Origin of the sequence: Marinobacter sp. VGCF2001 (assembly GCF_049943275.1) — a bacterium.
Taxonomy (GTDB): Bacteria; Pseudomonadota; Gammaproteobacteria; order Pseudomonadales; family Oleiphilaceae; genus Marinobacter.
In genome coordinates this window covers 1-26,247 of sequence record NZ_JBNFVX010000024.1, presented here as the reverse complement: position 1 = coordinate 26,247, position 26,247 = coordinate 1, and the positions used below count along the sequence as shown (strand labels likewise).

Annotated in this window: 19 protein-coding genes; 15 read left to right on the top strand and 4 right to left on the bottom strand. The window is 49.8% G+C overall.

What is annotated here, in order from left to right:
- Positions 1-175 precede the first annotated feature (175 nt).
- From ACP2AU_RS16135 to ACP2AU_RS16120, 4 genes are all read left to right on the top strand, one after another.
- Positions 176-568, top strand: a complete 393-nt coding sequence (locus tag ACP2AU_RS16135; protein WP_426377249.1) for a TerB family tellurite resistance protein — start codon at positions 176-178, stop codon at positions 566-568.
- Between the two features lie 3 nt (positions 569-571).
- Positions 572-1,576, top strand: a complete 1,005-nt coding sequence (locus ACP2AU_RS16130) for a hypothetical protein (protein ID WP_426377248.1) — start codon at positions 572-574, stop codon at positions 1,574-1,576.
- Between the two features lie 51 nt (positions 1,577-1,627).
- The gene (locus ACP2AU_RS16125) at positions 1,628-1,918 is read left to right on the top strand and encodes a YkgJ family cysteine cluster protein (protein WP_426377247.1); all 291 of its coding nucleotides are present in this window, start codon (positions 1,628-1,630) and stop codon (positions 1,916-1,918) included.
- A 232-nt stretch (positions 1,919-2,150) separates the two neighbouring features.
- On the top strand, positions 2,151-3,047 hold the full coding sequence (locus ACP2AU_RS16120; protein ID WP_426377246.1) for a hypothetical protein: 897 nt from the start codon (positions 2,151-2,153) through the stop codon (positions 3,045-3,047).
- 88 nt (positions 3,048-3,135) lie between these two features.
- On the opposite strand, the gene ACP2AU_RS16115 is transcribed toward ACP2AU_RS16120, so the two are convergent.
- A complete protein-coding gene (locus ACP2AU_RS16115) occupies positions 3,136-4,506 on the bottom strand; it encodes a DNA cytosine methyltransferase (RefSeq protein WP_426377245.1) in 1,371 nt (456 codons plus the stop codon).
- Positions 4,507-4,923: 417 nt separating this feature from the next.
- On the opposite strand from ACP2AU_RS16115, the gene ACP2AU_RS16110 reads away from it, so the two are divergent.
- Complete coding sequence (locus ACP2AU_RS16110) at positions 4,924-5,274, top strand: hypothetical protein (protein ID WP_426377244.1); 351 nt, start codon at positions 4,924-4,926, stop codon at positions 5,272-5,274.
- 86 nt (positions 5,275-5,360) lie between these two features.
- Here ACP2AU_RS16110 and ACP2AU_RS16105 read toward each other — a convergent pair whose 3' ends face one another.
- Both ACP2AU_RS16105 and ACP2AU_RS16100 read right to left on the bottom strand, forming a co-directional pair.
- Entirely contained in the window at positions 5,361-6,056 is a 696-nt protein-coding gene (locus ACP2AU_RS16105; protein ID WP_426377243.1) for an RES family NAD+ phosphorylase, read from the bottom strand.
- Entirely contained in the window at positions 6,053-6,460 is a 408-nt protein-coding gene (locus ACP2AU_RS16100) for an antitoxin Xre-like helix-turn-helix domain-containing protein (RefSeq protein WP_426377242.1), read from the bottom strand. The genes ACP2AU_RS16105 and ACP2AU_RS16100 overlap by 4 nt, the downstream gene beginning before the upstream one ends.
- 301 nt (positions 6,461-6,761) lie before the next feature.
- On the opposite strand from ACP2AU_RS16100, the gene ACP2AU_RS16095 reads away from it, so the two are divergent.
- A complete protein-coding gene (locus ACP2AU_RS16095) occupies positions 6,762-7,883 on the top strand; it encodes a metallophosphoesterase family protein (protein WP_426377241.1) in 1,122 nt (373 codons plus the stop codon).
- A complete protein-coding gene (locus ACP2AU_RS16090) occupies positions 7,880-10,519 on the top strand; it encodes an AAA family ATPase (protein ID WP_426377240.1) in 2,640 nt (879 codons plus the stop codon). The genes ACP2AU_RS16095 and ACP2AU_RS16090 overlap by 4 nt, the downstream gene beginning before the upstream one ends.
- A 647-nt stretch (positions 10,520-11,166) precedes the next feature.
- Here ACP2AU_RS16090 and ACP2AU_RS16085 read toward each other — a convergent pair.
- Positions 11,167-12,093, bottom strand: coding sequence for a 5'-nucleotidase (locus tag ACP2AU_RS16085; RefSeq protein ID WP_426377239.1), 927 nt, complete (start codon positions 12,091-12,093; stop codon positions 11,167-11,169).
- A 108-nt stretch (positions 12,094-12,201) separates the two neighbouring features.
- Here ACP2AU_RS16085 and ACP2AU_RS16080 point away from each other — a divergent pair, with 108 nt between their 5' ends.
- From ACP2AU_RS16080 to ACP2AU_RS16045, 8 genes are all read left to right on the top strand, one after another.
- Positions 12,202-12,459: a hypothetical protein gene (locus ACP2AU_RS16080; protein ID WP_426377238.1), complete on the top strand. Its 258-nt coding sequence runs from the start codon at positions 12,202-12,204 to the stop codon at positions 12,457-12,459.
- Between the two features lie 2 nt (positions 12,460-12,461).
- On the top strand, positions 12,462-13,403 hold the full coding sequence (locus ACP2AU_RS16075; protein ID WP_426377237.1) for a metallophosphoesterase: 942 nt from the start codon (positions 12,462-12,464) through the stop codon (positions 13,401-13,403).
- A gap of 128 nt (positions 13,404-13,531) precedes the next feature.
- Positions 13,532-16,171 (top strand): PD-(D/E)XK nuclease family protein, encoded by a 2,640-nt coding sequence (locus tag ACP2AU_RS16070; RefSeq protein ID WP_426377236.1) that lies wholly within the window; start codon positions 13,532-13,534, stop codon positions 16,169-16,171.
- A complete protein-coding gene (locus ACP2AU_RS16065) occupies positions 16,168-19,362 on the top strand; it encodes a UvrD-helicase domain-containing protein (RefSeq protein ID WP_426377235.1) in 3,195 nt (1,064 codons plus the stop codon). Before ACP2AU_RS16070 ends, ACP2AU_RS16065 begins: the two co-directional genes overlap by 4 nt.
- 68 nt (positions 19,363-19,430) lie before the next feature.
- A complete protein-coding gene (locus ACP2AU_RS16060) occupies positions 19,431-21,047 on the top strand; it encodes a DEAD/DEAH box helicase (protein WP_426377234.1) in 1,617 nt (538 codons plus the stop codon).
- A complete protein-coding gene (locus ACP2AU_RS16055; RefSeq protein WP_426377233.1) occupies positions 21,040-22,866 on the top strand; it encodes an ATP-binding protein in 1,827 nt (608 codons plus the stop codon). The genes ACP2AU_RS16060 and ACP2AU_RS16055 overlap by 8 nt, the downstream gene beginning before the upstream one ends.
- 11 nt (positions 22,867-22,877) lie before the next feature.
- Positions 22,878-23,783 (top strand): phospholipase D family protein, encoded by a 906-nt coding sequence (locus ACP2AU_RS16050; protein ID WP_426377232.1) that lies wholly within the window; start codon positions 22,878-22,880, stop codon positions 23,781-23,783.
- Between the two features lie 20 nt (positions 23,784-23,803).
- On the top strand, positions 23,804-26,032 hold the full coding sequence (locus ACP2AU_RS16045; protein ID WP_426377231.1) for a GmrSD restriction endonuclease domain-containing protein: 2,229 nt from the start codon (positions 23,804-23,806) through the stop codon (positions 26,030-26,032).
- Positions 26,033-26,247: the final 215 nt, after the last annotated feature.

The window sequence follows — 26,247 nt, the reverse complement described above, 5'->3', positions numbered from 1 at the left end:
TCTCCTTTCGCTTACAAACTTTGATCAGTGCTAACAAGTCTAGCGACGAAAAAGGAATCGCATAAGTCGGTTTTTACAAATTTGACATTCGGGAAACAAAAAGAGTACGGAAAGGCGCTCGCTCGGGCTCTAAGCTGGATTTCGTCAGAACCACCTAGCTTGGAAGGGAAAACTTATGTTTATTAATAACCTGACGCGCTCTCAGCAAGCAATATTCCTAGGCTTAGCTGAAGATTTGATAGCTGTGGATGGCAAGATCGATGAGCGCGAAACGAATATACTCCGTACCTTGACCACCTTGTGTGACGGCGATGCCAGTGCGGTGAAAAATGGCTCTGACGCTGAGTTAGTTGAGGAATTCAGCGATCGAAAGTCCCGGGTTTCACTTCTTTTAGAGTTGATAGGGATTGCTTACGCTGACGAGGCTTACGACGAAAGGGAAAAGGGCTTTATAAACAGGCTTGCAACTGCCTTGGGTGTCCCGGGTGTTCTGGTCGAGGATCTTGAGTCCTGGGTTCACCGGCAAATGATTTTGAATCAAGAAGCTCAAATCTTCATGGAGGAATGATCTATGCCTTTACCTTTTGTTTTGGCGGGTGCAGCATTGATTGCTGGTGGTTATGGCGTAAAGAAAGGGGTCGATGCAAAATCCGATCATGATTCTGCTAAATATTGGAATGAGCGGGCTGAAAAGGTCTTTGAGAGCGCCAAGAGTGATCTTGAATCAGAAAGAAGTAAGACCCAGAGCAGAATGAAACTGCTCGGTAAAACAAAGTTTGAACTCTATCGGAACAGTGTCGTTCCCTTCTTCGAGACTTTTTCGCAGATTAAATCGGTTAACTTTAACGACGAATCCCTGTTGCAAGGGTTTGAATTACCACGTGTTAGCCGTGACGAGATGCTGAAGATGGAAGAGTCTGCGTTCGAGATCAAGCAGGCAGTCAGTGGGGGGCTCACTGCGCTTGGCAGTGGAGGTTTGGCGGGCCTCGCAGCATATGGCGGCGTGGGAACGTTTGGAGCAGCATCGACTGGGACGGCAATTGGGGGCTTGAGTGGCGCAGCTGCAACAAACGCAACGTTGGCATGGCTCGGAGGGGGGTCACTCGCGACTGGCGGCTTTGGCATGGCTGGCGGTATGGCCGTTCTCGGTGGAGTTGTTGCCGGGCCGGTACTGGCTGTTGGTGGAATGATGCTCGCGTCAAAAGCAGAGGCGGCAAAGCATGATGCATATGCCAATTTTGACAAAGCTGAGTTGGCCGCAGAAGAGATGACGTCAGCCGGAGTCGTGACTGAATCAATAGGCCGGCGTTTTAGCGAAATTAACGAAAACCTTTTGCTACTAAATGATCGTTTTGCCCCTTTGTTAGAGGCGTTACAGTCCTTGGTCAATACCAATAAAGACTACTCTACGTATTCGGACGAGCAGAAGAAATTAGTTTTTCTGACGGCATCTGCTGCTAAAGTGCTCAAGAATATCATGGAAGCTCCGATCATTGACCAGAAGGGCGTATTAACCAAAGAGTCACGAGATGCCGTTCAATTGGGTCAAAAGACTTTGACGGAAAACGCGATTTAAATTCACTGAATTGAGGACCCGGGGCGAGCCGTAAACTCACCCCGGACATCCATGACCAATAATTCGCAGATAATTTCATACCGTTCTTCTGAGCCATTCCCGTGCACTCAATGCGGCAAGTGCTGCAAGAATGTTCATTTGTCGGATCTCACTTCTTGGTTAGATAGAGGTGATGGTGTGTGTAGGAATTTGGACACCGTAACCAATCTCTGCAAAATATATCAGACTCGACCTGATATCTGCCGAATTGAGAAACAATACTTTATTCACTACGCCGAGGACTATACTTGGGAAGAATTTAAAAAGCTCAATCTCGAAGTTTGCGAAATCCTTCCGGGATAAACTGCCATAGCAGCTCGCCGCTTTGTGGCGGCACTCCATGAGCATCTGTAATCTTCGCGCAGCATTCTATATATTCGCGACCTATGGGTACCAACCTCTTGGTCAAGAGAATCCCGCTGGATAAACCTACTTTCCCGGCTTGGTCAGTGCCAGGCGCAAAAGGCTAACTCAATCGTCAGCCGACTCACATTCTTGAATCATTCACAATTTTCAAATTAAATATCTGGACCTCATGAACTTAACAAAAAATATTATCAAGAAAGAAAAAAGATACCACAGAAAAGCATCTGAACGGTATGTTGATGTTGATTTTTTCTATAGTAAAAGAAAGTTTGAGTTTTCCATACCTATTGAGTACCGAAGAACCGGCATAGAATTAACTTCGGACGAGGAAATAGATAAATATTTAGTTGAAGTCTATGAAGAGTGTAAACCTAAAAATTGGAAGTCTTGGAGGAGTGAACAAAAAAAATTCTGGGAAACCAAGCGCGCAGATGTGACGTATTCGTTTTTTGAGTCCTTGTTAGATTTCGACTGGGTTTGTGCGACTTGTGAAATGCCGAGTAACCCTAATTTCGCTCGAAGAATTCAAGATCTTAAAGAAATGGGGTTTACTATAGCAACTGATACTAAGAAATATTGTTCAAACTGCGAGAAAAGAAAGACGCATCACCAACTTATACCAATAAAAAGGGGTGGGGCTACTGGCTATGAAACTTGGAGTGAAGAACTACGTTCGAGGATAATAACCTTATTGGAAAGATACGATGCTTTTGAGGCAAAAACTGTATCAAAAGATGGCTTGCTTCCTGACCATAAATTCCCGGAAATAAGGTGGGATGAATCTACTCGTAGGGAATCTATTGAGTCTTTAACAAAATCGGAAATTCAGCGAGACTTTCAGCTTTTAAATAATCAGCGAAATCAACAAAAGAGGGAAGCCTGTAGGAAATGCTTTCAGACTAACGTCAGGGGGTATCCTTATGGGATAAAATATTACTACGCTGGATCAGAGACGTGGAACCCAAAAATACCAAAGCGAGGAAAAAAAGCAGAAAATGGCTGTGTCGGCTGCGGGTGGTATGATCTTGAAAAATGGCGTACTCACTTGAACGATTTGATAAAGTAAAATATCAAAACGCACGATATAATAATATTTTTACACCCCAATTAAGTATGGAGATGCTAGATTGGGGCGCAAACTCTATAGTTGATTTTCAGCAGTCGAGCTCAGGTGATAATTGATAGACATCAGATCCAATGCTGTAACGCCCACGTTTTTGTTTTCTGGATATCGTATCAATTTTTTCTTCTGACCAAAGGCCAGCTGTTTTTACTAGGTGCTTCCTTAATTTGGGGTTTATTCCTTTTTTTCTCTCCTCGCCGCGACGCAATATTCCCATACAGCCCGCCGGAGATATAAAAAAGTTCTCCTCAGCATTTATGTCGACAATATCAGATAATTTCCCCTCATTACTTTGCAAAGGGTAGTGCCGGCAGTTTAGATGTGAGCCATCCAACAGTTCAATATAGGCATTTTCTAATGCCCCGATGATAAAGCACTTGTGATTGTTCTCAATTCTATATGAAAAAGGAGAGAAATCGTCCATTGTTAGTGGGCGAGAATAATAATGATCTTGAATCCGTTCACCCAGCCATTCTATTATCGGGATCGCCCATGAATTTCCCAGTGCCTGATATCTTGCTGTAGGCTTTGATTTTTCAAGATTTGTATAGTTATCGGGAAATCCCATTAATCTTTCACATTCTAAAGGGGTAAATCTTCGCAAGCGTCCATCTTGTGCGATGAATAGTGATCCATTGTAAGCAGCGGCATTTCCATTCCATTTCGTGCCGTATGCAGAATATAAGCAGTCTGTGTAATTTCTAAAAGCTTCAAAATAGACATCTTCTTTATGGAAGTTTAGATCGCCATCATAAAAACTAGGAATTCCATTGGAAGTGCCGTGCTCAAAAAGAACCTTCTCTGGTGAAAACTCTTTTCCGCCAGCCACCACATAAAGCCTTCGTCTTTGCTGAGGCAAGCCAAAATACTTGGCATCCAGTATACGCCAGGCAATATTTCTTTTTGGGCCGTGTATTATTCCGGCATTCGGCCAAACCTTTACCTTAAACTCTTCATCAAATCCTGCGAGAGATGATACAAAGCAACCAAAAGCATTCGTTCGGTCTTTTAAAACTCCCTCAACATTCTCCCATAGGACTACTGTACTGCTCTTTTTTTGTAAGGTTCTTATGGCATCGTTTGAATTGACTATATCTACAAATCGTTGGGTCAGGTTTCCCCGGTCATCTTGCAAGCCGCGCTTCCAGCCAGCAAAAGAGAATGCCTGACACGGTGTTCCACCGCAAATAATGTCAGGAGCCTCAGTTATTTCTCCAGAAATCTTTTCCGGAATTTTGACCATATCTCCAATATTGGCAATAGTTGGGTACTTGTTATGAAGGACGGCGGATGGAAATTGGGATATTTCTGAGAACCAGCTAAACTCAAAATTCAGATCTTTCCACGCTACAGATGCCGCTTCTATCCCTGAGCAAACGCTCCCAACTGTCAAGTTATTCACAAGGTTTATCTCTCAATACAGTTTTGATGTGCAGGTTTTTTAATAAATTTAGATAACAGTTAATTATATGAGCTTCAAAGGCGATGTTGATAAATGTTTGAGCCCTATGTTTTTTACTGATTTGCTTGCTGCATATTAAATTTCAGGTTAAAAATCTTACCAGATGGGACACTTATGTGGTAGGCAAAGTTGGAGTCTGACACCCCGGAGTGTCATGCACGAGTGCTGCCTTCCGTAACCCTGTGCCAGGGATGCTTGATCTCATCCAGGTCCGCCAATGCTACCCCTCTGTCAGCTTGGTCGCCCAGTAATCGAGTTGCTTCCTGCCAAGGATGAACCTTTTCTCGTCGAGCTCGTACCTGAGATGCGTGTCCACTACTGCCGAACCAACTACTTTAAGCAACGAGGATATTTCGAATGACCTTTTCCCTGATTTCACGCAAATTGTGCGCAATAGTTATTTCGGCTGGCATGGCAGGAGGCGCCCTGGCTGCCTCGAACTCGGATGAAGTTCGCGCAGCCCTGGTTGGTAACACCTTCAAGGGAAGCATGGGCAGTGAAGTTTATTCGAGTTACTTCGCAGATGATGGTACCTACGACGATGCCTTCGGTGGAGGAAAGTACCGAATTACAGATGAGGGAGTCTGCTACCCTGATACTGATTATGGCTGCTACACAGCTGAAATTGATGGCAATACACTTGAGTGGTTCCAGAACGGGGAAAGTGTTGGAACGGGTGTGATTGAGCAGGGCGATACACTCAGGTGAGCCTTTTCCGAGAAAGAAACGGACGTAGCGTAAAGTGAACTTTGGGAGATGCTCGGGGCCTTGATGATCGTTTTGGGGTTACGGGGTTACAGAGGCACCTCATGCGCATCCGAAATCTTCGCCCAGTGGGTAATTCGCCGTTTCTTCCCATCCCAGAAATATTTGAGATGTTCGCCCTGCACCGGGGCGTGAAGCGCGACCGGCCTGAACGCTGCAATGCACTCGTGCCCGGGTCTTCGCACCGAGTTGTAGAGCAAGCCGTCTGATCCGTTCGCACGAGACGAAGCGGCATAGGCCTGGCTGGCGGAGTAGTCGTCCGGGTTGTGTAAATCGGCAAACGCCTCTTCGCGAATATCCTGCATGGCACGGGCAATCTCGCCGACATAGCAGCGCATGGTCAGCTCGATCGATTCTTCCCCGGCGGCCGCCATTTCACGTTCTTTGTGGTAGATGGTTTCCGCGATTGCCGTTTCCAGGGAGTCGGCCGCGTAGTACACCCCAAAGTCGCCGTTCGTAAACCGGCTGCCAAACCCCAGGTGGGTGAACGCAGCCATAACCGGGCTGGAGCCGGGTCCGAAGAGCCGATCGTCCGGCGGAATCAGCTGTAAATCACCGGCTTCGTCCAGCAAGCGATCGTTGGTCATGGCCTCAATCTCAAAGGCGATGGCCAGTTCTTCGGGAGTGTCGTAGATTCGCTCGAAGAGGTCGATTGGCGGGTAGTGGCTGGGAATGATGCGATGGGCCTTCCATTCCGGAAGAACCAATGGCGGGGCAGGCCTCATGCCCAGCCCCGTTTGGCGTCAAAGTAGCGCCGGGCTTGCATCAGGTGTTTCATGGAGCCCCGCGCCATGAACTCCAGTGCGGATGCCCCGGAGAACGGCACGTCACTGGTTGCCAGGCGAATGCGGCGATTGGAGCGTTCAGCGGTAGGGTACATCACCCTCAGCGATTTATAGATACCCAGCACGTAGCTGATGCGCTCAAGCGTATCCCGGGAAAGCTTGATGTAGGGAAGCTTCTGGTACTTCGCGAGCGTGCTCCGGGAGATGCCACCAAGCATCTGCATCATCTCTTCCTGCGAGCAACTCCATTCGCGGCAAATATTGAAGAAGCCTTTGAGGGCAACGTGTCCGCGCAGGGCTTCTGTGTCAGATGCTTGGGGCTGTTTTTCGTGCTGTTGGGCCATAACGAAAGCCCTCCTGATGTACATATGTGTACACAATAACAAATTATGCCCTGATGTACACATTTGCACGCATCTCTTCATGCGTTTCAACAGTTCGCAGTCAAAGCCAACTCCGGCGACTTCCGGGCCGCTTGGAGCTGGCATTCCGGAGCGTGGTCCCAGGAATTCACTACCGCATCGCCACAGAAAAAACGCAAGACTGTTTTGTCTGGAACGACATTCATTGTCGTGCTGCCTCTGTAAACTGTCGTTGATTCGTCTAGAATGATACCAAAATTCCCAGAATTCTCAGGTAGATAAAATGCCCAAGTTTTTGCACACGGCAGACTGGCAGATGGGCCGGGCGTTTACCCGTTTTGAAACCGAAGACGGTGCTGCGCTGGTCGAGGCCCGGTTCGAGGCCATCGAAACGCTCGCACAGCTCGCCAATGAGCACCAGTGCGATGCCGTTCTGGTCGCCGGTGATGTGTTTGATGCCCAAACGGTGTCCGATCGCACGATCCGGCGGGTATTCAACGCCACAAAGGCGTTCGCCGGCCCCTGGGTTATGTTGCCCGGCAACCACGACGCCGCCCTGGCCGAGAGCGTGTGGACCCGAGCCCAACGCCTGGGTGCAATCCCTGAGAACGTACACCTGGCGCTGCAGCCAGGCGTCATCAATCTGCAACAGCAGCGCCTCAGCATCCTATGCGCGCCGCTGACCCAGCGCCATACCTACGGCGATCTGACAGAGCCATTCAGCGGTTATGACACACCGGAAGGTTGTCTCCGAATCGGTCTGGCTCACGGCAGTGTCCAGGGCCTGTTGCCAGACGAGATTGACTCCACCAACCCCATCGCGCCAGACCGCGCCGAAGCCAGCAGGCTCGATTACCTGGCACTGGGCGACTGGCACGGCACCAAACAGATCGATGAACGCACCTGGTACAGCGGCACCCCGGAGCCGGAGCGCTTCCGCAACAACGAAGCCGGTAATGCTCTGCTTGTTGAGATTTCCGATCCTGGCGCAACACCTTCGGTAACCCAATTACCAACCGGGCGATACCAGTGGCACCAGTGGCGGCAAACCCTCGCCGTCCAGTCTGATCTTGAACAGTTGCTGGAGCGGTTGGGCGCTTTGCCCGAATCCGCGGTGGTCGACCTGCGCCTTGATGGTTCGATAACCCTCGCCGGAGAAGAAACACTCTTGGAGGCTCTCTCGGTTGCCGAAGCGCGGTTCCGCAGCCTTCGTTGCGAGCGGAGCGGGCTTCAGCTTGCACCTACCGATGAAGATATCGCGGCCCTGAAAGCCGATGGTTATCTGGGCGAAGTGGTTGAAAGCCTGCGTGAGCAGCAGGAAGGCGCACAGGATGACGCCGCCCGGGATGCGCTAGCCATTCTGGCGGGGTTGCTCCGGGAACGAGAACAGGAGGTGGGGCAATGAAACTGCAGAAACTTCGCATTGAACAGCTGCGCCAGTTCCGCAAACCCTTCGCTCTGGACAACCTGCAACCCGGCCTCAACCTGATTCACGGCCCCAACGAGTCCGGCAAAAGCACCCTGGTGCGTGCCATCCGTGCGGCGTTTTTCGAGCGCTATCGCTCAACGGCCGTTGACGACCTTCGCCCCTGGGGCGATTCCGCTGCAGCGCCCACCATTGAACTGGATTTCGAGCATCAGGGCCGCTCCTGGCATCTCACCAAGAGCTTTCTGCAGCGCAAACGCTGTGACCTGAAAGTCGGCACCGACACCTACAGCGAAGACGACGCGGAAGAAAAACTGGCCGAACTGCTGGGCTACCAGTACCCGCAAAAAGGCATCAGTAAAGCCAAACACTGGGGCATACCGGGGCTGCTGTGGGTAGAGCAGGGCACCGGGCAGGATATCGAACAGGCCATAGAGTATGCCGGCGATCACCTGAAGTCTGCCCTGAATTCCATGGTGGGAGAAGTGGCCAGTTCAGGAGGCGACGACCTGATCGAGACTGTTCGCAGCCAGCGCGACACCCTGCTGACCGGCACAGGGAAGCCCCGGGGCGATTACCTGAAACTGGAGAAAGACCGCGTCCACTATGAGGTTGAAATTGAAGAGCTGAAGGCGCGGGTGCATAAATACCAGGAACAGGTCGACCGGCTTGGCAAGTTGACTCAGGACTACGATCAGGCCGAGGCCGAGCGCCCCTGGGAAGAGGCCCAGCGCCAGCTGGAGGAAGCCCGGGTGCGTTATCAGCAGGTAGAGCGCCTGGAGCAGCAACAGACCCAGGAGAAAGCCACGCTTGCCCAGCTGCAGCAGAATCATCGATTATTGCAGCAGAACAAAGAACACCTGGAAGGGCTCAGCCGCCAACTGGAGGTCCGCAAGGCCGAACTGGACCGAGCGGAGCGAGATCTCGCCACCGCAGAAGCCCAAACTCCGATGATTGCAGGCCGGCTGGCCGAAGCCAGAACCGCCTATGAACAGGCGGAGAAGCAGCGCAAACTGGCGGGTATACTGCAAACCCGCGAACGGCTGGAGCAGGATGTCCGGCGGCTTGAGCAGCACTCACAGGTGCTGACCCAGAACCTCGCCAAAGCCAGGGACTACCACCAGCAGCTGGAGCAAGCCAGGCAGCAGGCCAGAGAGAACCGGATTGATGCCGCCGCGGTCAAAAACCTGAAAGCGACCGCGAACCAGCTGAACGAAGAAACCATCCGTTCACGAACCATCGCTACCCGCTTAAACTGGCAGCTGGAAGCCAGCGCGTCCTTAACGCTGAACAACGAGCCGTTGACCGGACAAGGCGAGCAGCAGCTTCTGGAAGAATCCACCCTGGTTATCCCCGGCGTGGGTACCCTGGGCATAACGCCCGGTGGTGAAGAGCTGGCCAGCACCCGCCGGAAGCTCAAAACCCTCGAGGACAGTTTTGCCGAACAGCTGAAGACCCTGGGTGTGACATCGGTGGAACAGGCAGAGGACCGCTTCTCAGCCTTTGAAAGTGCCGGAAGAACCCTGAAGCACGCCGACGAGTTGTTCAAATCCGTGGCACCTGCCGGCATTGAGCAACTTGTCTCCGATCAGAAAGAGGCGGAAGGCCAGCTGGAGAACGCCAAAACACAACTGGAAGCCACCCCCAAACCGGATCCACAAGAGAATGTGCCGGCCCTGGAAGAAGCCGAGGCAGCGTTCACCCGGGCTGGCACCGCACTGGACAAAGCGGAATCCGATGAGCGCGCCCACCAGTCCAGCCTGACTGCCCTGAAACAGGCCCGGGACAACGCCAAAACCGAATGGCAGCGGCTGGCGGATGAAGAAAAGAGCCCGGAACGCCAACAGCAGCTTCGCCAGATAGCCACCGACCTGGCGAACCTCGAAAAACAACAGACCCAACTGGAAGCCAGTCTCGAACGCCGCGAACGGGAAATCCGTGATGCTCGCCCGGAGTTTCTGCGGCAGGATATCGAACGCTACCAGAATGCGGTCAATCAGCTGCGCCAGACCCAGGAGAACCGTGGCCGCGAACTCCGCGATATCAAAGTCAGGCTGGAAGCCTGGGGCGCGGAAGGGCTGGAAGAACAGCTCAATGAAAAAGAGGCGGAATACGACCAGTGCAACCGCCGCTATCAGGAATTGCACCGCCGCGCCCAGGCACTGGATCTGCTGCTGAACCTGCTCACCGAAAAACGCCAGGCCCTGACACGTCGACTGCAGGCACCGCTGCAAAAGCACCTCAATCATTACCTGTCGGTGCTTTTTCCGGAAGCCTCCCTGGAAGTCGATGAACAGCTCCGGCCCGGCACCTTCAGCCGGGGCAGCGAACTGGGGCAGATTGCCGAACTGAGTTTCGGTGCCAGGGAACAGATGGGCCTGATCAGCCGCCTGGCCTATGCCGATCTGCTGCGCGAAGCCGGAAGGCCAACCCTGGTGATACTGGACGACACCTTGGTGCACAGTGACAGCGACCGCCTGGAAGACATGAAACGCATCCTGTTCGATGCGGCCAGTCGGCATCAGATACTGCTGTTTACCTGTCATCCGGAGAAGTGGCAGGACCTGGGTGTGCCGCCTGTGGATATTCTGGCGTCGAAGGGGCTGGGTGCTTAGTCCCATTCCCTTCAAGCGAACAAAACTAGTTCTGATAGAGGGCGCAGACGTTCATCAGAGTAGAACTTTTGACGTCGGTGCCTATACCGGTCTAATGACAGAAGGATCAGAGCTGGTCAGAGGAAAAGTAGTCGTAGACCAATCTGGCGCTGCCAAAAGGGTTCTTCCAGTGTGGCACCGGGGTGAGGGAGTTTATCTGCTAAATAATCTATCGCAGGTAATCCACGCTCCTGATGATCTGAGGGAGTTTTTAAGATCTCTATACGCTATGCGAATCGCCGAGATGGCCTCGGCCGATGAGCTGGTAGATGCTATTGACCTTGGAAAGGTGAGCCTTTGTTCTCTGATGAGTACAGATGACTGGGATCTGCTCTGCGGCGCCCACAACCGCAGCCGGTTTCCGTTTCATTTGATAAAGAAAGTACAGATGGAGATATAGCGGTGGATCAACAGACTTTATCGTGTCCGAGCTGTAAGAAAGAGGCTCTATTCAAACTGCCAGTCAATGTTAAGAACACTACTACCAGGCAACCTTGCTCACTTTGCAGGAAGGTTGCCAAAATCCAGATCCAGAAGGGACAAGTTGTGGAAATTTCCAAAGGCTAGGCGTTGTCAAAGGTTTGGGCCGCCAAAGAGCGGCTCAGCCCCTACAACACATTCGCCACCCCAAACGGAATATGAACCATCGGAACGCTGCCAGCCTCGGACTCCAGATGCGACCGCTGATCATCAAAGAACATGTGAGGCCTAAGCACGTTCAGGATCCGGTCCTTCTTCATGCCACCGAGGAAGAACACCTCATTGGCATCCACGCCCCAATGTTCCAGAGTGGTTATCACGCGCTCATGAGAGGGCGCATTCCGGGCGGTCACGATTCCGGTTCGTAGCGCACGCCTGTAATTTGGGTCGGCTTCCAAGGCGTGGTCTTCAAGCTTTTGCAGGTGCGAGAGTTTTCTGAACAAGTCAGCCAACGGCCCCGGGCTGTGCGGGATATGTGAGCGCGAAGTTTCGTGTTCCTGAAACTCCTCCAAGGAGCCTGCCTTATAAACTTTCTCGGAAGCATCGTCGGCAATCACACCATCGAAGTCGAACGCGATGCGCAATTCAGCGTCGTCCTTATCATCTACTACATGGCTGGGTAGTACGGTACCGGCGGGGTGGCCGTAATCGATGGCTTGCAAGACATCGGTTTCGTTCGCTGATAAAAACAAGGAAGCATTGAATGCCGGGATGTAAGGGTAAGGCGATTTGCCTTCCAAAAATGCGGCTCGGCTGATGTCCAGACCATGATGGGCGATGGAGCGAAACACCCGCTTGCCGGTGATCGCTGAGTTCCTTGAAAGCAATACAACTTCCACTGGAGACTTATCCGGGAACCGATCGTTGATGGCCAGAAACCGTCGAACGAACGGAAAAGCTACCCCTTTCTCAAGCGGCGCATCCAAGTGTGACTCCTGGTACTTCCGATAGGCTTTTTCGCCCTGTGTTCGGAATACGTGGTCGGAATCAGATAAATCAAATAGCGCGCTGGAAGCGACAGCGATTACAAGCTTGTCTTCAATGGGGTAAGGCATTCACTGGACCTTCTGCGTTAACGGAACAAAACATACCATAATCCGGATCGGCGACATGTTCTGTCGCAACGCCTTCTTACACTAGAACCATAGCGCACAGGAGGCTGAATGAGCATCGTACTGAAAGCAGAGATGATTTCCCGAGCGTTGTTTGAATTCGATCCGATGAACACCTGCTGCAAAGAGAACGATTGTTTTGACGAATACGACCGCATCGGCGAGGGTGTCGAAGGCCGCTTGCGGCAGGGATTTTCACTGAAGCAGGCGTTGGTTCTGGAGCTGGCTGAGTCCTTTTTCGATGACGGCGCCCCGCATACCGATTGCCTGGATCCAGTGGTGGCACATTTGGAAGGGAGGGATCACTGAGCATGTATGACTTGATCGGAGACATCCACGGATACGCAACCGAGCTTAAAGCATTGCTGGATAAACTCGGGTACCGGAAAGCCAACGGTGTTTGGCAACATCCCGATCGAAAAGTAATTTTCCTCGGGGATTTCGTTGACCGTGGACCGCAGCAGGTTGAGACCGTCGAGATTGCTCGGAGCATGGTTGAAAACGGCCATGCGTTGGCGGTTATGGGTAATCATGAATTCAACGCTGTTGCCTGGGCAACGGAGGATCCAGAGCAGCCCGGACAATACCTGCGTCCCCACATTACAAAGAACCTGAAACAGCACAAAGAGTTTCTTGAGCAGGTTGGTGAGGGAAGTGAGCAACATCACCGAATGATTGACTGGTTTAAAGCCTTGCCTATCTACCTGGATTTACCAGGCTTGCGGGTGGTCCACGCCTGCTGGCATCCGGAGTATCTGGAAAAGGCCAACGAATACACGGACAGCCATAACCGGATTTTGCCAGAGGCGTGGGTGACCAGTAGCCGCGAGGGAAGCGAGCCTTTCAATATTGTTGAGACTCTACTCAAGGGACTGGAAATCCCCTTACCTGACGGAGAGTGCTTTCACGACAAAGAAGGTAACAACCGAACCGATGTACGTTCCCGGTGGTGGCGAACTGGCGAGCTGACTTACCGTGATTTGGCGATGGTACCTGGTGAGGAGATTGACAATATTCCCCACACACCGGTTAAGCAGCACATCCTGCCGGGCTATGACGGAGAGAAGCCGGTATTTGTTGGCCACTATTGGATGAGTGGAGAGCCGGCGCCTCTCAGCGACCATATCGCTTGCCTGGATTACAGCGTAGCCGGGAAGCATGGTGGAAAGCTTTGCGCCTACCGGTTTGATGGTGAATCTACGTTGACGAAAGGTAACTTTGTCTGGGTTGAGGGCCCCAACGTTGAAGCCTAAAAGCCTGATTTCCTGATGTATTTACATGAATTAACAGCCCCGAATTTGCCGGCAACAGCGCAAGCGGTTATAACTTTATACAGGGTTGGAGAAACCGCTTTCGAGTTATATCAAAATAAGGAACAGAAATGGACTTCTTGCTGGTCCCCGATGCATTAACAGCCAGTGAAACCCGCTACGCGCTAGCCCAAAGAAATACCATGGGTACCAAAGTGGGCAGCTTTTCTGTTCTGTTGGAGACACTGGCAGAGCTGTGGTTGATAGAACCCAGTGAGCTGGACTGGAACGTCGCGCTGCAGGAGCAGGCCCTCGCCATGGAGAATGCGTTCTGGGCCAAAAGTATCCGGGTGGATGAGTCTGCAACCGTTGCCGAACTGAGAGCCAGTATTACATTTTTGCTCAACCATTCGCCGCTCGGCGCCCGCCCCGAGGCGGTACCTTCCCCGGCCAATCGTAACCAGCGCTATTACAATGATCTTGTTGCCCTCGTTCGGCGACTCGAAGAACGACCAGACACTGATCAGCTGGCCGAGCAATGGTTCAAAGAGCACGAAGAGCTTTGTATCGAGCCGATCTATGTTTACCCGCGACTACCTGAAACCTCACTGTTTCCTTGGCAGCGCCAGGTTCTGGAAATGCTGCGTACAAAGGGCTGGGTGACGCCGGAGCCGGATAAGTACAGGTTTATCCCTTCATCAACGCCGGAGAATGAAAATAGCCCGATTCAGCAGTTCGCAGATACTTTGTTCCATCCGGACAAAGCCCCAGTGGAACTTGAAAACCTGCACTGGCTCACCTGCCGTGATCACCTTCAAGAGGTAGAAGCCGTCACATCCATGGTGCAGGCATCGGTCGAGCAGGGTACGAAACCGGAGAGGATTGCCGTCGTCGTACCCAAGGGCGGCGATTACGAGCTCTGGCTGGAAAAACACTTTGAGTACGCCGGCCTGATTGCCAGCAACCTTCGGCCGGAGTCGGGTGTCTTTGACTGGCAGTCCTCCCTGATTCATGACCTCCTGACTAGCCTTGTTCAGCCAGACATTCCGATGGCCATGATGAGCGCTATCATCAATCCGCTCATGCCCTGGGCGCCAGGGGTTGGTCATAAGTTGGCGGAGCGGTTCGGTAAAGGCGATGAGCTAACACTTGGCAAAGAGCCCAGCGAGCAGGAGAAGGCCATGCTCCGGCTTCTTCTAACCCCGCCGGAGCCAAGCTCAGCTGCAGTGCTCGATTGGATCATAGAGATTGCTGAAAACACCCAAGGTCCGAAGATGAAAGGCCTTGGCAAAAAGCGCATGAAGACACTGCTTGATAACACCCGCCGGCTAATGGCTCTGTATAGCGGCCAGCCCTTCATCGAGCAGATCAGCAACGTCATCCGGCAAATCCCGGTCGCCACCCTGGAGTCCCAGGAAGACCGGGTTCGCTACCTGCATGCCATCAACATCATCCGGGAAGGTGAGCCTCTGCCATTCCAGGTGGACGAGCTCTTTTTACTGGGCTTTAACCAGGGCCATTACGCCTACCAGCTGGAAGCCACCGGCCCCATCGCTCGGGAGAGCTGGGATCAATTGGCAACGATTTCAGGCCTTGCCATTCCCACTGTGGAAGAAAGTCAGAAACGGTGGGAAGAGGAATTCTCCGAGTTGATGCGAAGAGCCGATAGTCGTGTGACCTTCTTGCGCTCCATGAATGATCATCAGGGCGGCGCCTTGGAACCGAGCGAGACCCTCCTGGATATGGCGCTGTGCATTCAGCCCCTTGCAAAGCTCGATCCTGAAAACCTCGAACAACCGGTACTCAAGGCTGAACACCCACTCCTACGTAAAACAACCATTCAGCTGGAACAACCGGAATCGCCAAAACTCAAAGACCTGGAGCTGGCTCCGGAATTGATCCAGCAAGCACGCGTCAACCAGGATGGAACGCCGAAACCGGAATCTCCGAGCAGCCTCGAAACACTCATGCAGTCCCCATTGGCGTGGCTGCTGTATCGCCTGGGCATAAAATCAAGGCAGTGGGAACCGAAGACCCCGGACATCTCCGTTCAGGGCATCATCGCCCATAAAGTCTTTGAGTTGTTCCAGACCCACCAGAAGGACGTCTGGAGCGAAGTGTTGTTCGAGCGCCTGTTCAATCAGGCGGTTGAGGAGGAAGCGTCATTTCTGGATTCGCCCCAGTGGCGGCTCAAACGTACCCGGTTGCGCAATAGGATTTACCGGGCTCTAAACAGCTTCGCCGGCTGGTGCCAACAGGAGAACTGGACCATTTCCAATGTGGAACTTGAGCTTCAGGGGCGACTCTGGAATACGCCTCTGAGAGGCTTCGTCGATGCGGTGCTCACGAACGGCAACCAAACCCTGATCGTCGATTATAAAAGCTCCAAGCACGGCAGCCGCCTGAAACGGCTTGAGAAGGGTTACGAACTACAAACCCTGATCTACCGAGAGCTGTTCCAGCAGGGAACTAAAGATGGTGAGGTGATGAGTGGCTACTACACCCTCAACGACACCACCTTACTGACCGACAAGCCGCTGAAACCTAGCGATCAATTAAACGTGCTACAGCCTGAGCCAAACCTGACCGCGCAATCTGCAGAGGCGGTTGAGCTGGTGCAAGAACGCCTTCGAGACCTAAATAGCGGGACCATCAAGCTTAACGAACGCACGGACGAGAAGTTCTGGAAGGATCGGGGTATTACCGCATATGCGTTAACAGACAACCCGGTTGTCAGCCGCTTTACCCGGGAAGAGGAGGCTAACTCATGAGCCAGTCCGCCATTCTGCCTGCCCAGCCTCTTACCCTGATTAAAGCAGGAGCCGGTGCGGGTAAAACCCATACTATCCAGAGTACGCTTGCGTATTGGATCGAAAAGCGCTTTGTGCGAGCCGACCGCATACTGGCGGTTACCTTCACCAACGATGCCGCTAACGAAATGCGTACTCGTATTCGCCTCGCGCTTTTGAAAGAAGGGATGATGGCAGAGGCTCGACTGCTGCAGAAATCCAACATCTCAACCATTCATGCCTTCGGGCTGGAAATCCTCAAAACCTTTGCCTACGAAGCCGGTAAATCGCCCGCACCCCGTCAGTTAACCGAACAGGAGCAAGACTTTCTCCTGCGCAAGGCGATGGATCAGGCGCGTGCCATTCAACCCGTGCTGGATGACCTGGAGCATTACGGGTATGGCGGAGGCTTCAAGGGTGACGACTTCCAGGATGCAGACGAGCAGCTTACTGAGACCATTCTCGCGCTCATTAATAAGCTCCGTTCACTCGGCAAGGGGTTCAGCGAAACCACGGATGAAGCGGAAGCGCTGCTGCGACAAGCCAAAGACATCATCAAGAAAGCGTATGGCCATGTTCAAAAAGATGGCGCCCCTTATGCCGATCAGCTTTGGAACGCCATAGAAGCGGTAAAAACCGAATATCCAGACGCGACAATCCTCCGCGAGAAAGGTGAGTGGGGGAATAACGGTTACACTCGTGCCTTCGTCGACAACATTTATTCTGCCACGCGGGAAAGACTGGATCGGGATTGGAAACTCTGGGCAAGCCTGCAATTCAACGACAAGCTGAAAAGGATTCGGGAAAAACACCCCCGGGCCGATCTGGCCGAGCCGATCTGGAACGCTGCCGAAAAACTCAGTGTTCATCCAGGGCCACTTAATGACGCGTTGACGCACATCGAGTGCTTAATCAACGGCGTGCTGGAAACTCTGGCCGCCTACCAGCACACCAAAGAGCAAGCAGGCCTGGTCGACTATGGCGATATGGTGCACCTGGCTAACGATATGCTGGAAGCTAACCCGCAATGGCTGGAGGAAATCGCCGGTGACTACGATTGCCTGATCATCGACGAGTTCCAGGACACAAACCCCCTGCAGTACGCGTTACTTCGCCGCTTCCAGGCCAGCAGCAAATACACGCTGATTGTGGGCGATCTCAAGCAATCCATCATGGGCTTTCAGGGTTCTGATAGCCGACTGTTCGCCGAATTGCTGAACGATGGGGAAAAGACCCCTGGAGTAGTCAAAGAGCTGGATAGCAACTGGCGCAGCACCCCCGAATTGATGGACTTTATCAACGGTGTGGGCACCGCTCTGTTCGGCAGCAAATACCAAGAGCTGGACCCTAAGGCCGGCTATAAGTCCGATCTGCCAGCTGTACAGTTACTGCGATTCAGCAAAGACGACTGGAACCTGAACGCAAACGCGAAAAGCGCCAAACCCGGTTTCACCGCTGAAGGCAACATTGCGCTTGCCAATCACATCAAGGAATTGCTCGGCAGTGGTAGTCAGATTACCGATCGCCATAGCGGCCAAAAACGCCCGATATGCGGCTCCGATATCGCTGTGCTGGCCAGGGGCCATTCCCGCCTAGGGAAGTTTGCAGAGGCGCTTCGCAATGTTGGAGTAGAAGTGCAAATCCAGCAACCAGGTTTCCTGGCGTGCGAATCGGTGCAGTGGGTATTAAATGCCTTACAAGCACTTAACAATCGACGGGACCACTACGCCTTGTTGGATCTGCTTACCTCGCCGTTGATGGGTGGTCAAAGCACCGAAAGGCTCAGCGAACTGTTGGCCAGCTACGACTCGAAAACAGCTTTAAAACACAGCCTTAAAGATCTATTAGAGCCACTCGGTAATTCATTGCGGAAGCAGCCGGTGAAAAACCAGTTGCTCACAATCATTGAAGAAGGGCGCTTGTTCGAAACTCTGAATAGTCACCCACAAGGGCCTCAGTATCGAGCTAACTTGATCAAGCTCATTGGGTTGGCTGAAGAGTTCGAAGCGCTGCAGCCGGAAACCCTCAACGCCATGGGTATTGCTGGCAAAAACGCATCAACCTTTCCGGTGTGGCTCAACGAAAACAAAGACAGCATCGACGAACAACCCAAGGCAGATCCCCAGGCTGAAGACGCTGTGGTTCTGAAAACGTGGCATTCCTCTAAGGGACTGGAGTGGCCAGTCGTGATGGTGCTGGATGCGGAGAAAGCCAGCGAACCGCGTTTTCCCAGTATCAGGATGGCCTATCCAGCTGGTGGTATTGAAACCATGTTGCAGCAAAGCTTTGTGCAGATATTTCCGCAGTTTGAAGACCAAACTTCCAAAGATCGGTTTGCTGAATTATTGGCAGACGAACAGTTAGAAACTGATAAAAATCTCTACTACGTGGCGTTAAGCAGGGCGCGGGAGCAGCTCATTTTGCCCTGCTGGAAAGGCTACCAAGATGGTTCCATGTTCAGCTTCATCGAGCCGATATCAGCCATTAGGGCGGAGCATGGAGATCGAACACTTTTTGAAGAAAAACACGTAACGCCAAATGCAGCAGCACATCGAGAAAATGATATCAGCGTAGTTGTACAAACCGGGCTCGTGATTTCGGAAAACGATCAGCCAAAGACACTTAAACACACAATAAGTCCCTCTCTGTATGAGCGTGATAGGCCCCAAGAAATGCCACCCGCGGAAATCACAACCTATACGCCGGCGTTGAATCTAGGCGCCATCAAAGGAATCCAGGCAAATCAATTGGGGATTTGGGTACACCGACTGTATCAAGTCTATTTTATGCAGCCGAAGTTAATGGCGAAAGCACTTGCTTTGAAGCCAGTCATTTCGGCGGAGGAGCGGAAAATGCAAAGTGCGATTGGGCATTTGGAGGGATTTCAGGCTCATATGGAGAATTTGGTTGGCAAAGTGCTCCGGTGGGAATGTGAGGTTCCCGTAGCGGGACTTAATAATAGCGATCAAGTAGTCAGCGGAGTGATAGACCTGATCGTCTACTCGGAGAACGACAACATGATATTAGTTGACCACAAGAGTGACCTGAAAGCCTCTGGTGATATTTATTGGTCACAGCTTCTCGGTTACAGCGAGACTTTAAAACCCTTACAGGTAACGGTGACTTTAAATTGGGTGAGGCATGGTGCCATTCAAAAATCACCCCCTGTTTAAAAAGCGAGCTATATGGGGAGTAAACTAACGTATGTCTATGTTTAGTTCTGTAAATGGTGAAAAATCTAATGACACCCGGTGTTGACCTACATTGCCTAGTTGATTTGCTGGGCGCTGAGTCCGTTTACAGATGGGTGGGTAGCGACGTTGTCGAATCGCTGAACGGGATTGCGTCCGCTGTCGATCAGACAAGGGCTTGTCGTCACATATTCGCTCGGCAGGTCTTTGAGTCGCCGGAAGACTATCTGACTAACCGAGATTTCCTTGCATTAATAATTTCACAGATGAGCCCTGCCAAACGGGGGGAGCTAGAGCAAAGACTTGGAACATCATTAACTGAAATATTAGAACCAGGTTCTCAAATCTCTCAAAATGCTCTTCAGGTGTTATCCGGTTTTTTTGGAATAGAGCCGCCCGGTGAGCCACTATCAACAGTAGCCTTAGCGACTCGATCAGTTGGTGCTAGGTATTCTCTCTTTGATCATCAGAGGCGAGCTGCTCAGCAAGTATGGCGTCACATTTATCGAGGATCATCAAGGGTTCTGCTGCACATGCCTACGGGTGCAGGAAAAACCCGCACAGCTATGCACATTATCGTCCGTTACTTAATTGAACATGAGCCATGTCTCGTTGTGTGGTTGGCTAGTAGCGCCGAATTGCTCGAACAAGCTGATGACGCTTTTGAACAGGCGTGGAACCAGATGGGCAATCGGGAAGTTGCGGTAAAGCGAGCCTGGGGAAGCGGAGACCTGGACTTTGATGGTTTCGAAGATGGCATGTTAATAGGTGGTCTACAGAAATTAAATGCGTATTTTGAGCGCAATCCGATATCGGCATTTCGAATTGGTCGAAGAACCAAATTGGTTGTTATAGATGAGGCGCACCAAGCGATCGCGCCAACCTACAGTTCCGTCATTGAGAAACTAACCGAAACGGGTGCCAGCAATGCATTAATCGGGTTATCTGCAACTCCAGGAAGAACTTGGAGTGATATATCTGAGGATATACGTCTTTCTGAGTTCTTCGATGAAAACAAGGTGACTCTTAAAATCCCCGGCTACTCGGACCCAGTGTCATTCTTGATTGACAATGGATATCTCGCGAAACCCAGTTTTCGTGCGCTTGAATTTCAGTCAGAAGAACCCAAATCCCCTCAAAAAGAAAAGAAAGATCTTGACTATACCAGTGAATTTCTCGAACAGCTTGGTGATGATCCTAAACGCAATGCTCTGGCAATTCGGGAAATTCAGTCACTAATTTCGGAAGGGCATAAAAGAATAATTTTCTTTGCTGCTTCAGTCTCGCATGCGAGGAAAGTCGCTCTTTTACTTGATGCTATCGGTATCGACTCAGGTATTGTTACCGGCGATTCTACGAGCTCCCAACGGATGAGAACTATTAGGAAATTTAGACGAAAAACCAATTTGCCAATGGTGATGTGCAATTACGGGGTGCTGACTACAGGCTTTGATGCGCCAGAAACCAGCGCGGCAGTTATAGCTAGGCCCACCAAGTCGCTCGTGCTGTACAGTCAGATGGTTGGACGCGCAACCCGCGGTATAAGGGCTGGTGGAAACGAAACGTGCACTATAAGCACAGTTGTAGACACAAGTTTGCCGGGCTTTGGCGACATTGCTGAAGCTTTTATGAATTGGGAAGATGTATGGAGTGTGGAAGATGAGTGATGACGTAGAGCCCCAGATTATTCCGTCAGAGCTTGCAATTGTTGCAATGAGAGATTCTGGTTACAAAAACACTGCGTATGCAATAGCAGAGCTCATTGATAACTCCCAGCAAGCGGGAGCATCTGAAATAGAGGTCATTTGCCTCGAGACCGAAAAGTTTATTGAAGAAAGGAAGCGCTCCCGCATTGATAGGTTGGCTGTAGTCGACAATGGCCAAGGCATGGACGCAACAACACTCAGAATGGCTCTGCAATTTGGCAATGGTACCCGACTTAATGATCGCAGCGGCATCGGTCGCTTCGGAATGGGCTTACCGAATGCTTCGATCTCGCAAGCAGGCCGAGTAGACGTATGGAGCTGGCAGAACGGACCAGATAACGCGCTTCATAGTTATATTGATGTTGACGAGATTCGAAGGGGCCATCAAAGGTATATTCCTGAACCTGAGCATAGCCCTGTTCCGGATGAATGGCGGGCAAAAAGCGAAATAACGGAAAAGTCAGGAACGCTTGTCGTTTGGACCAAATTAGATCCGACGAGGCTGACTTGGAAGACGTCCAAAGCAACCTTGCACAATACCGAGGAATTAGTCGGTCGAATCTATCGGAACTTTATCTATAACGGTGAGCTGAGTATTCGTCTATATGCAGAGAATGGCTCAGGTAAGGGCGTCCTAAATCACACTGCCCAGTTGGTTGACCCTCTCTATTTAAAGACAAGTCCCCTTGTCCCAGAACCTTTCTCCGACAGACCAATGTTTGATTTTGTCGATGAGGAACAAACTGAGATTGAATATGAAGGCGGGCTATACACGGTAACCACGCGCTACTCGGTAGCCAAGAGTGAAACAACTCAAGCGTCTGCAACACAGGACAGAGGTAAGATGCCGTACGGGAAACATGCGAGTCACAACGTTGGCGTTTCCGTGATGCGGGCGGGACGTGAACTAATGCTCGACCAGGGTTGGTGTATTGGATATGACCCGCGCGAGCGTTGGTGGGGGGCAGAAGTGGAATTTCCTCCGGCACTAGATGAGGTATTTGGTGTAACAAATAATAAACAGGCGGCTACCCATTTTTCCGAGTTAGCCTCTTTGCAGTGGGAACAGCTTGCAGAAGTGGATGAAACTGAGAGAGACGTGGCGGAGCGTCTAAAGGCAGAGGGTGATCCTCGAGGTTGGTTGCTTGACCTGAGTAACTCAATCAAGAGGAACCTCGAGCGACTGAGAAAAATGGTGAAATCTCAAGGGGCGGGAAAGCGTCAAACAGCGGGACGACACGATGATATCGATGATGTAACAAAGTCTCTTAATGACGGCTGGAAAACGCGATCGGAACAAAAACCGATTGAGGGTGAGGATGAAGAGCTCGATGAGTTTACCTATGAGACGATGAAGAAAGATCTCACCTCGAATAAGCAGTACTCAGTGGAAGATGCTGAGATGATCATGAACCTGATTAAAGAGAAAGAGTTAAAAGCGATTTTTTTAGAAGCTGATTTTCCGGGACCGAATGACCTATTTGGAGTGGAGCGAAAGGGCAGCATAACTGAAATTATATTTAATCGAAATCATCCAGCATTCGATAATATATTTGGAACCGTTAAGACTACGGATGAAGATATTTCCGATTTAAGCAAACAAGAAATACTTGATCGTTTAATTCGATCTATTAATGCGTCTAAAGTGATTTTCGCTGCGTGGGCGAGATACGAAAGAGAAGCAAGTGTAGACAGAGCCAGAGCACTATCTAAGGTTCGCGCTGAATGGGGGCAGATAGCAGCTAATTTCCTAGAGGGTCCACAGGACGACCTTCTGTAGGAGGATTGGCAATGATTTTAGATGGTGATCATATTTCCGGTGTGCTCTCTAAAGCTAAAGATAACGTTATAATTTGCGCTCCGTATATTAAAAAAGGAACGTTTCTTAGGTTGGTTAATAGCGTTTCTGACGATGTAAATCTTAAGATATATACGCAATGGAATCCTTATGATATTGCCGCCGGAGTATCTGATATAGAAGTTTTCGATAGCATAAAAGATCGTAAAAATTCAAGTATGTTCTTAATTTCTGGGCTCCACGCAAAGCTTTTCGCGTCAGATAATGAGGTGTGGGTTGGATCCGCTAACGTAACCGGCGCAGCACTAGGATGGTCAAATAATCCAAATGTCGAAATACTGGTAAAAACAGATTGGAAACAGCCTAGCGTTCGACGAATACTGTTTTTCTTCGAAGCTGCGATTGAGGTTGATCAAGAAATTTACAATCGTATAGCCAAAGAGTCATCGGTGCTAAAGGAAAAAATTCCTGATATAAAAGTAGTAACCGAGCAGGTTGTTGAAGAAACGACAAATGTCTGGATTCCAAAATGTTCTGTTCCTGAAATATTGTTCTCAATATATAGCATGCGAGAAGGAAATAAATACACTGCTAGCGCTATTTCTGACGCAAAGTCCGACATTGAGACCTTACTGGTTCCTCAGGGGTTAAAAGAGCAATCCTTTAACGCGTATATATCTGACCAGTTAGAACTTTCTCCATTATTTTCGGAGATTCTAAGTGCTGCTACCTCTAGACTGACTGAAGAAAGAGGGAAAAGAATAATTAGCGAAAAATTTCCAGAAGCAGATGAGTCAGAGCTCAGGCTCCATTGGCATGTTTTAATTCAATGGATAAAAGTGTTTTTTAAAAATAAGTTCGAGGTGGCGCCCGCATCTTATGAGGTTCGCCTTAAATAAATTATAAATTTGGGGTTTATATGTCTAATATTCAGCTTTCAGAGGTGTTTAAGCTTTCAGAGGAAGAAAAGCTAGTGCTTCCAGATTTCCAGCGTGATTTTAAATGGAATCGCGACAAACAAACCAGCCTTTTGGCATCTGTAATGTTGCAATTTCCAGTAGGTAGCATCTTAGTCTTGAATGGTAAAAAAGGTGACTTTGCCTTCCGAAAGTTGGGTGATATCGACCAACATGTTTCATCAGGTGACGAAGATTGCGTCTATTTGTTGGATGGCCAGCAACGAATATCGACGCTTTTTTATATTTTTACAGATCAGTTCAGTCGCGCGAAGTTTGAGTCTGAGGAGCTGTTTAAGCAAAGTTTAACGACAGTTTATTCAAAGCTTAAAAAAAGATGGTTTCTGAGGCTGCCACAATTTGATGGTGACGATGAAAACCAGCCTGCAGATATATTTGGCTATAAAGATCTAGAGTTTAAGGAAAGCGAGATTTCCAATTTAGAGCCAGACGAGATAATGGATTGTTTCGAATCTTTTTCCTTTAATGAAAGCAATAAGCAAGTTGGATCTTGGTGGTCGCCGTTTTTTGAGTTTCGCGCGACTAACCGTCGGTCCTTTATGGCAGCTTTCAGGGATGGGTGCTTGACCGAAAAGCTGATACCACTGTTTTATTGCAAAAGTGATGATAAGAGCTTATTACATGCTGCCATTTCTTCGTTGGCTGTATACCAAGCTGGGAAATTGCAGCTCGAAACGAGTGATGATCTCGAAAAGGTTTTAAATGCGCTCAGAGAGTTCGATTATGAGGGAGTTACCGACTCCCTACAGACCGTTAATGACATAAGAGATAATCATAACGATTTAAGGGTGATTTGGGAGAGAAAAGCTTCTCGATGGGCGGAGGAGGTGGGTGCATATTTGCTCAAACTTGCCGGTGGTTACGAAGTTCCCTCGATTTGGACGTCAGATGTTAGCAGAGCCATTCCTATTTTTAGGCACCTGAATGAAGGCGGTATACGTCTTGGCGATTATGATTTAGTTGTAGCAAAAGCTGCTAAAAAACTTGAAAAAACAGACCCAGCTTATTCGTTAGGCTCTGAAATACGTCAGGTAATTGACCAGCCCCTGCAGTTGCCTCCTGCTTTGTTACAAAACCTTCCGAATGGTATCGATGCACCCGAATATTTTTGGCCCTCAAATTTTGAAATCACAGAAGACCTAATTCCTAATTCGACATTTCAATCTCTTATTCTGAGCTTATTGTCTTTAATTTCAAAGGTTCCTTATGGATCACTTTTGGACAATGAAGGAAATTTTCGAATTAACGCTAGCCACACTAAATCCAAAGAAATTTTATCTCTATCGACTGAACAAATCAGGTCTAATGTCGATAATGTAGTAAAGGCATTATGCCGTACCTTTGCTTTTCTAAATATACGGTGCGGTGTATGTTCGCTATCTGATTTGCACTATAGATTGATGGCCTTACCAATAGCGTACGTGTTTTTTGATGATAGCCTGTGGTCTAACTCTTCTGTTCACGATAAGGTTGAATATTGGTATTGGTCGTCTATTTTTTCTGGCAGCTATTTATTTGACCAGAATAAAAGGTCCATCAATGATCTTGTCTATCTTTTTCGCTGGGTGTCAGCAGAAATACCTAATCCATTTAAAAGTAGGGAAATAAATGTCCTGGAGGAAGATCGCTTTAGCAGTAAGAATCTGCTTACATTTAGAATTGATGGAGAATTGCCATCGAAAGCTATTAGAGTTGCTATAATGCAATATACATTGAGTAAACTTCCTTTGGATTTTCTGTTTGATCAAAATAGTCGAATTTTACCTTGGTGTGTTTCTGGGACTTCTGAACATCCTGATGTCGTAGAGAGCTTTGAATTAGAAGATCATCATGTTTTTCCTCTTGCACAAGCTAAAGATATAGGACAGTCTTCAGCTGAGCTTCGAAAACGAGCGGATCATCCTCTTAATAGTCCGCTGAACCGGACTTATATATCCAAAACAGCAAATAGGATCATTTCGAGCGCAGCGACTGGTGACTATCTACCTTTAATTGGAGAAACTGGAGGTGTAAATGTTATTTGCAAGAGTCATCTTCTTCCTCGAGTTGAAAATTATCAGGGCAATGAAAAAACTGACGAGTATTATCTATCACTACTAGATAAAAGGTTTGAAGAACTTGATAGCGCTCTCAAGGCGGAGTTACATGAACTGATAGAAGGGAAGGATTAAGTTAGCGTGCCGCCCAAGATTATCCTTGGGCGGCATTTATCCGCTATTGAGGCCTAACTGACCGATTGTCAACTGGATTCTAACTTATTTAAATGATTTGGTATGTCATCATAGACGGCGTTGTAACCCCCCCAGAAAATAATCGAGGTTTTGAGTAGAGACTTTTACAATGATCGCAAAAGGAGCGACAGATGAAGAAGTCTCGATTCACCGAC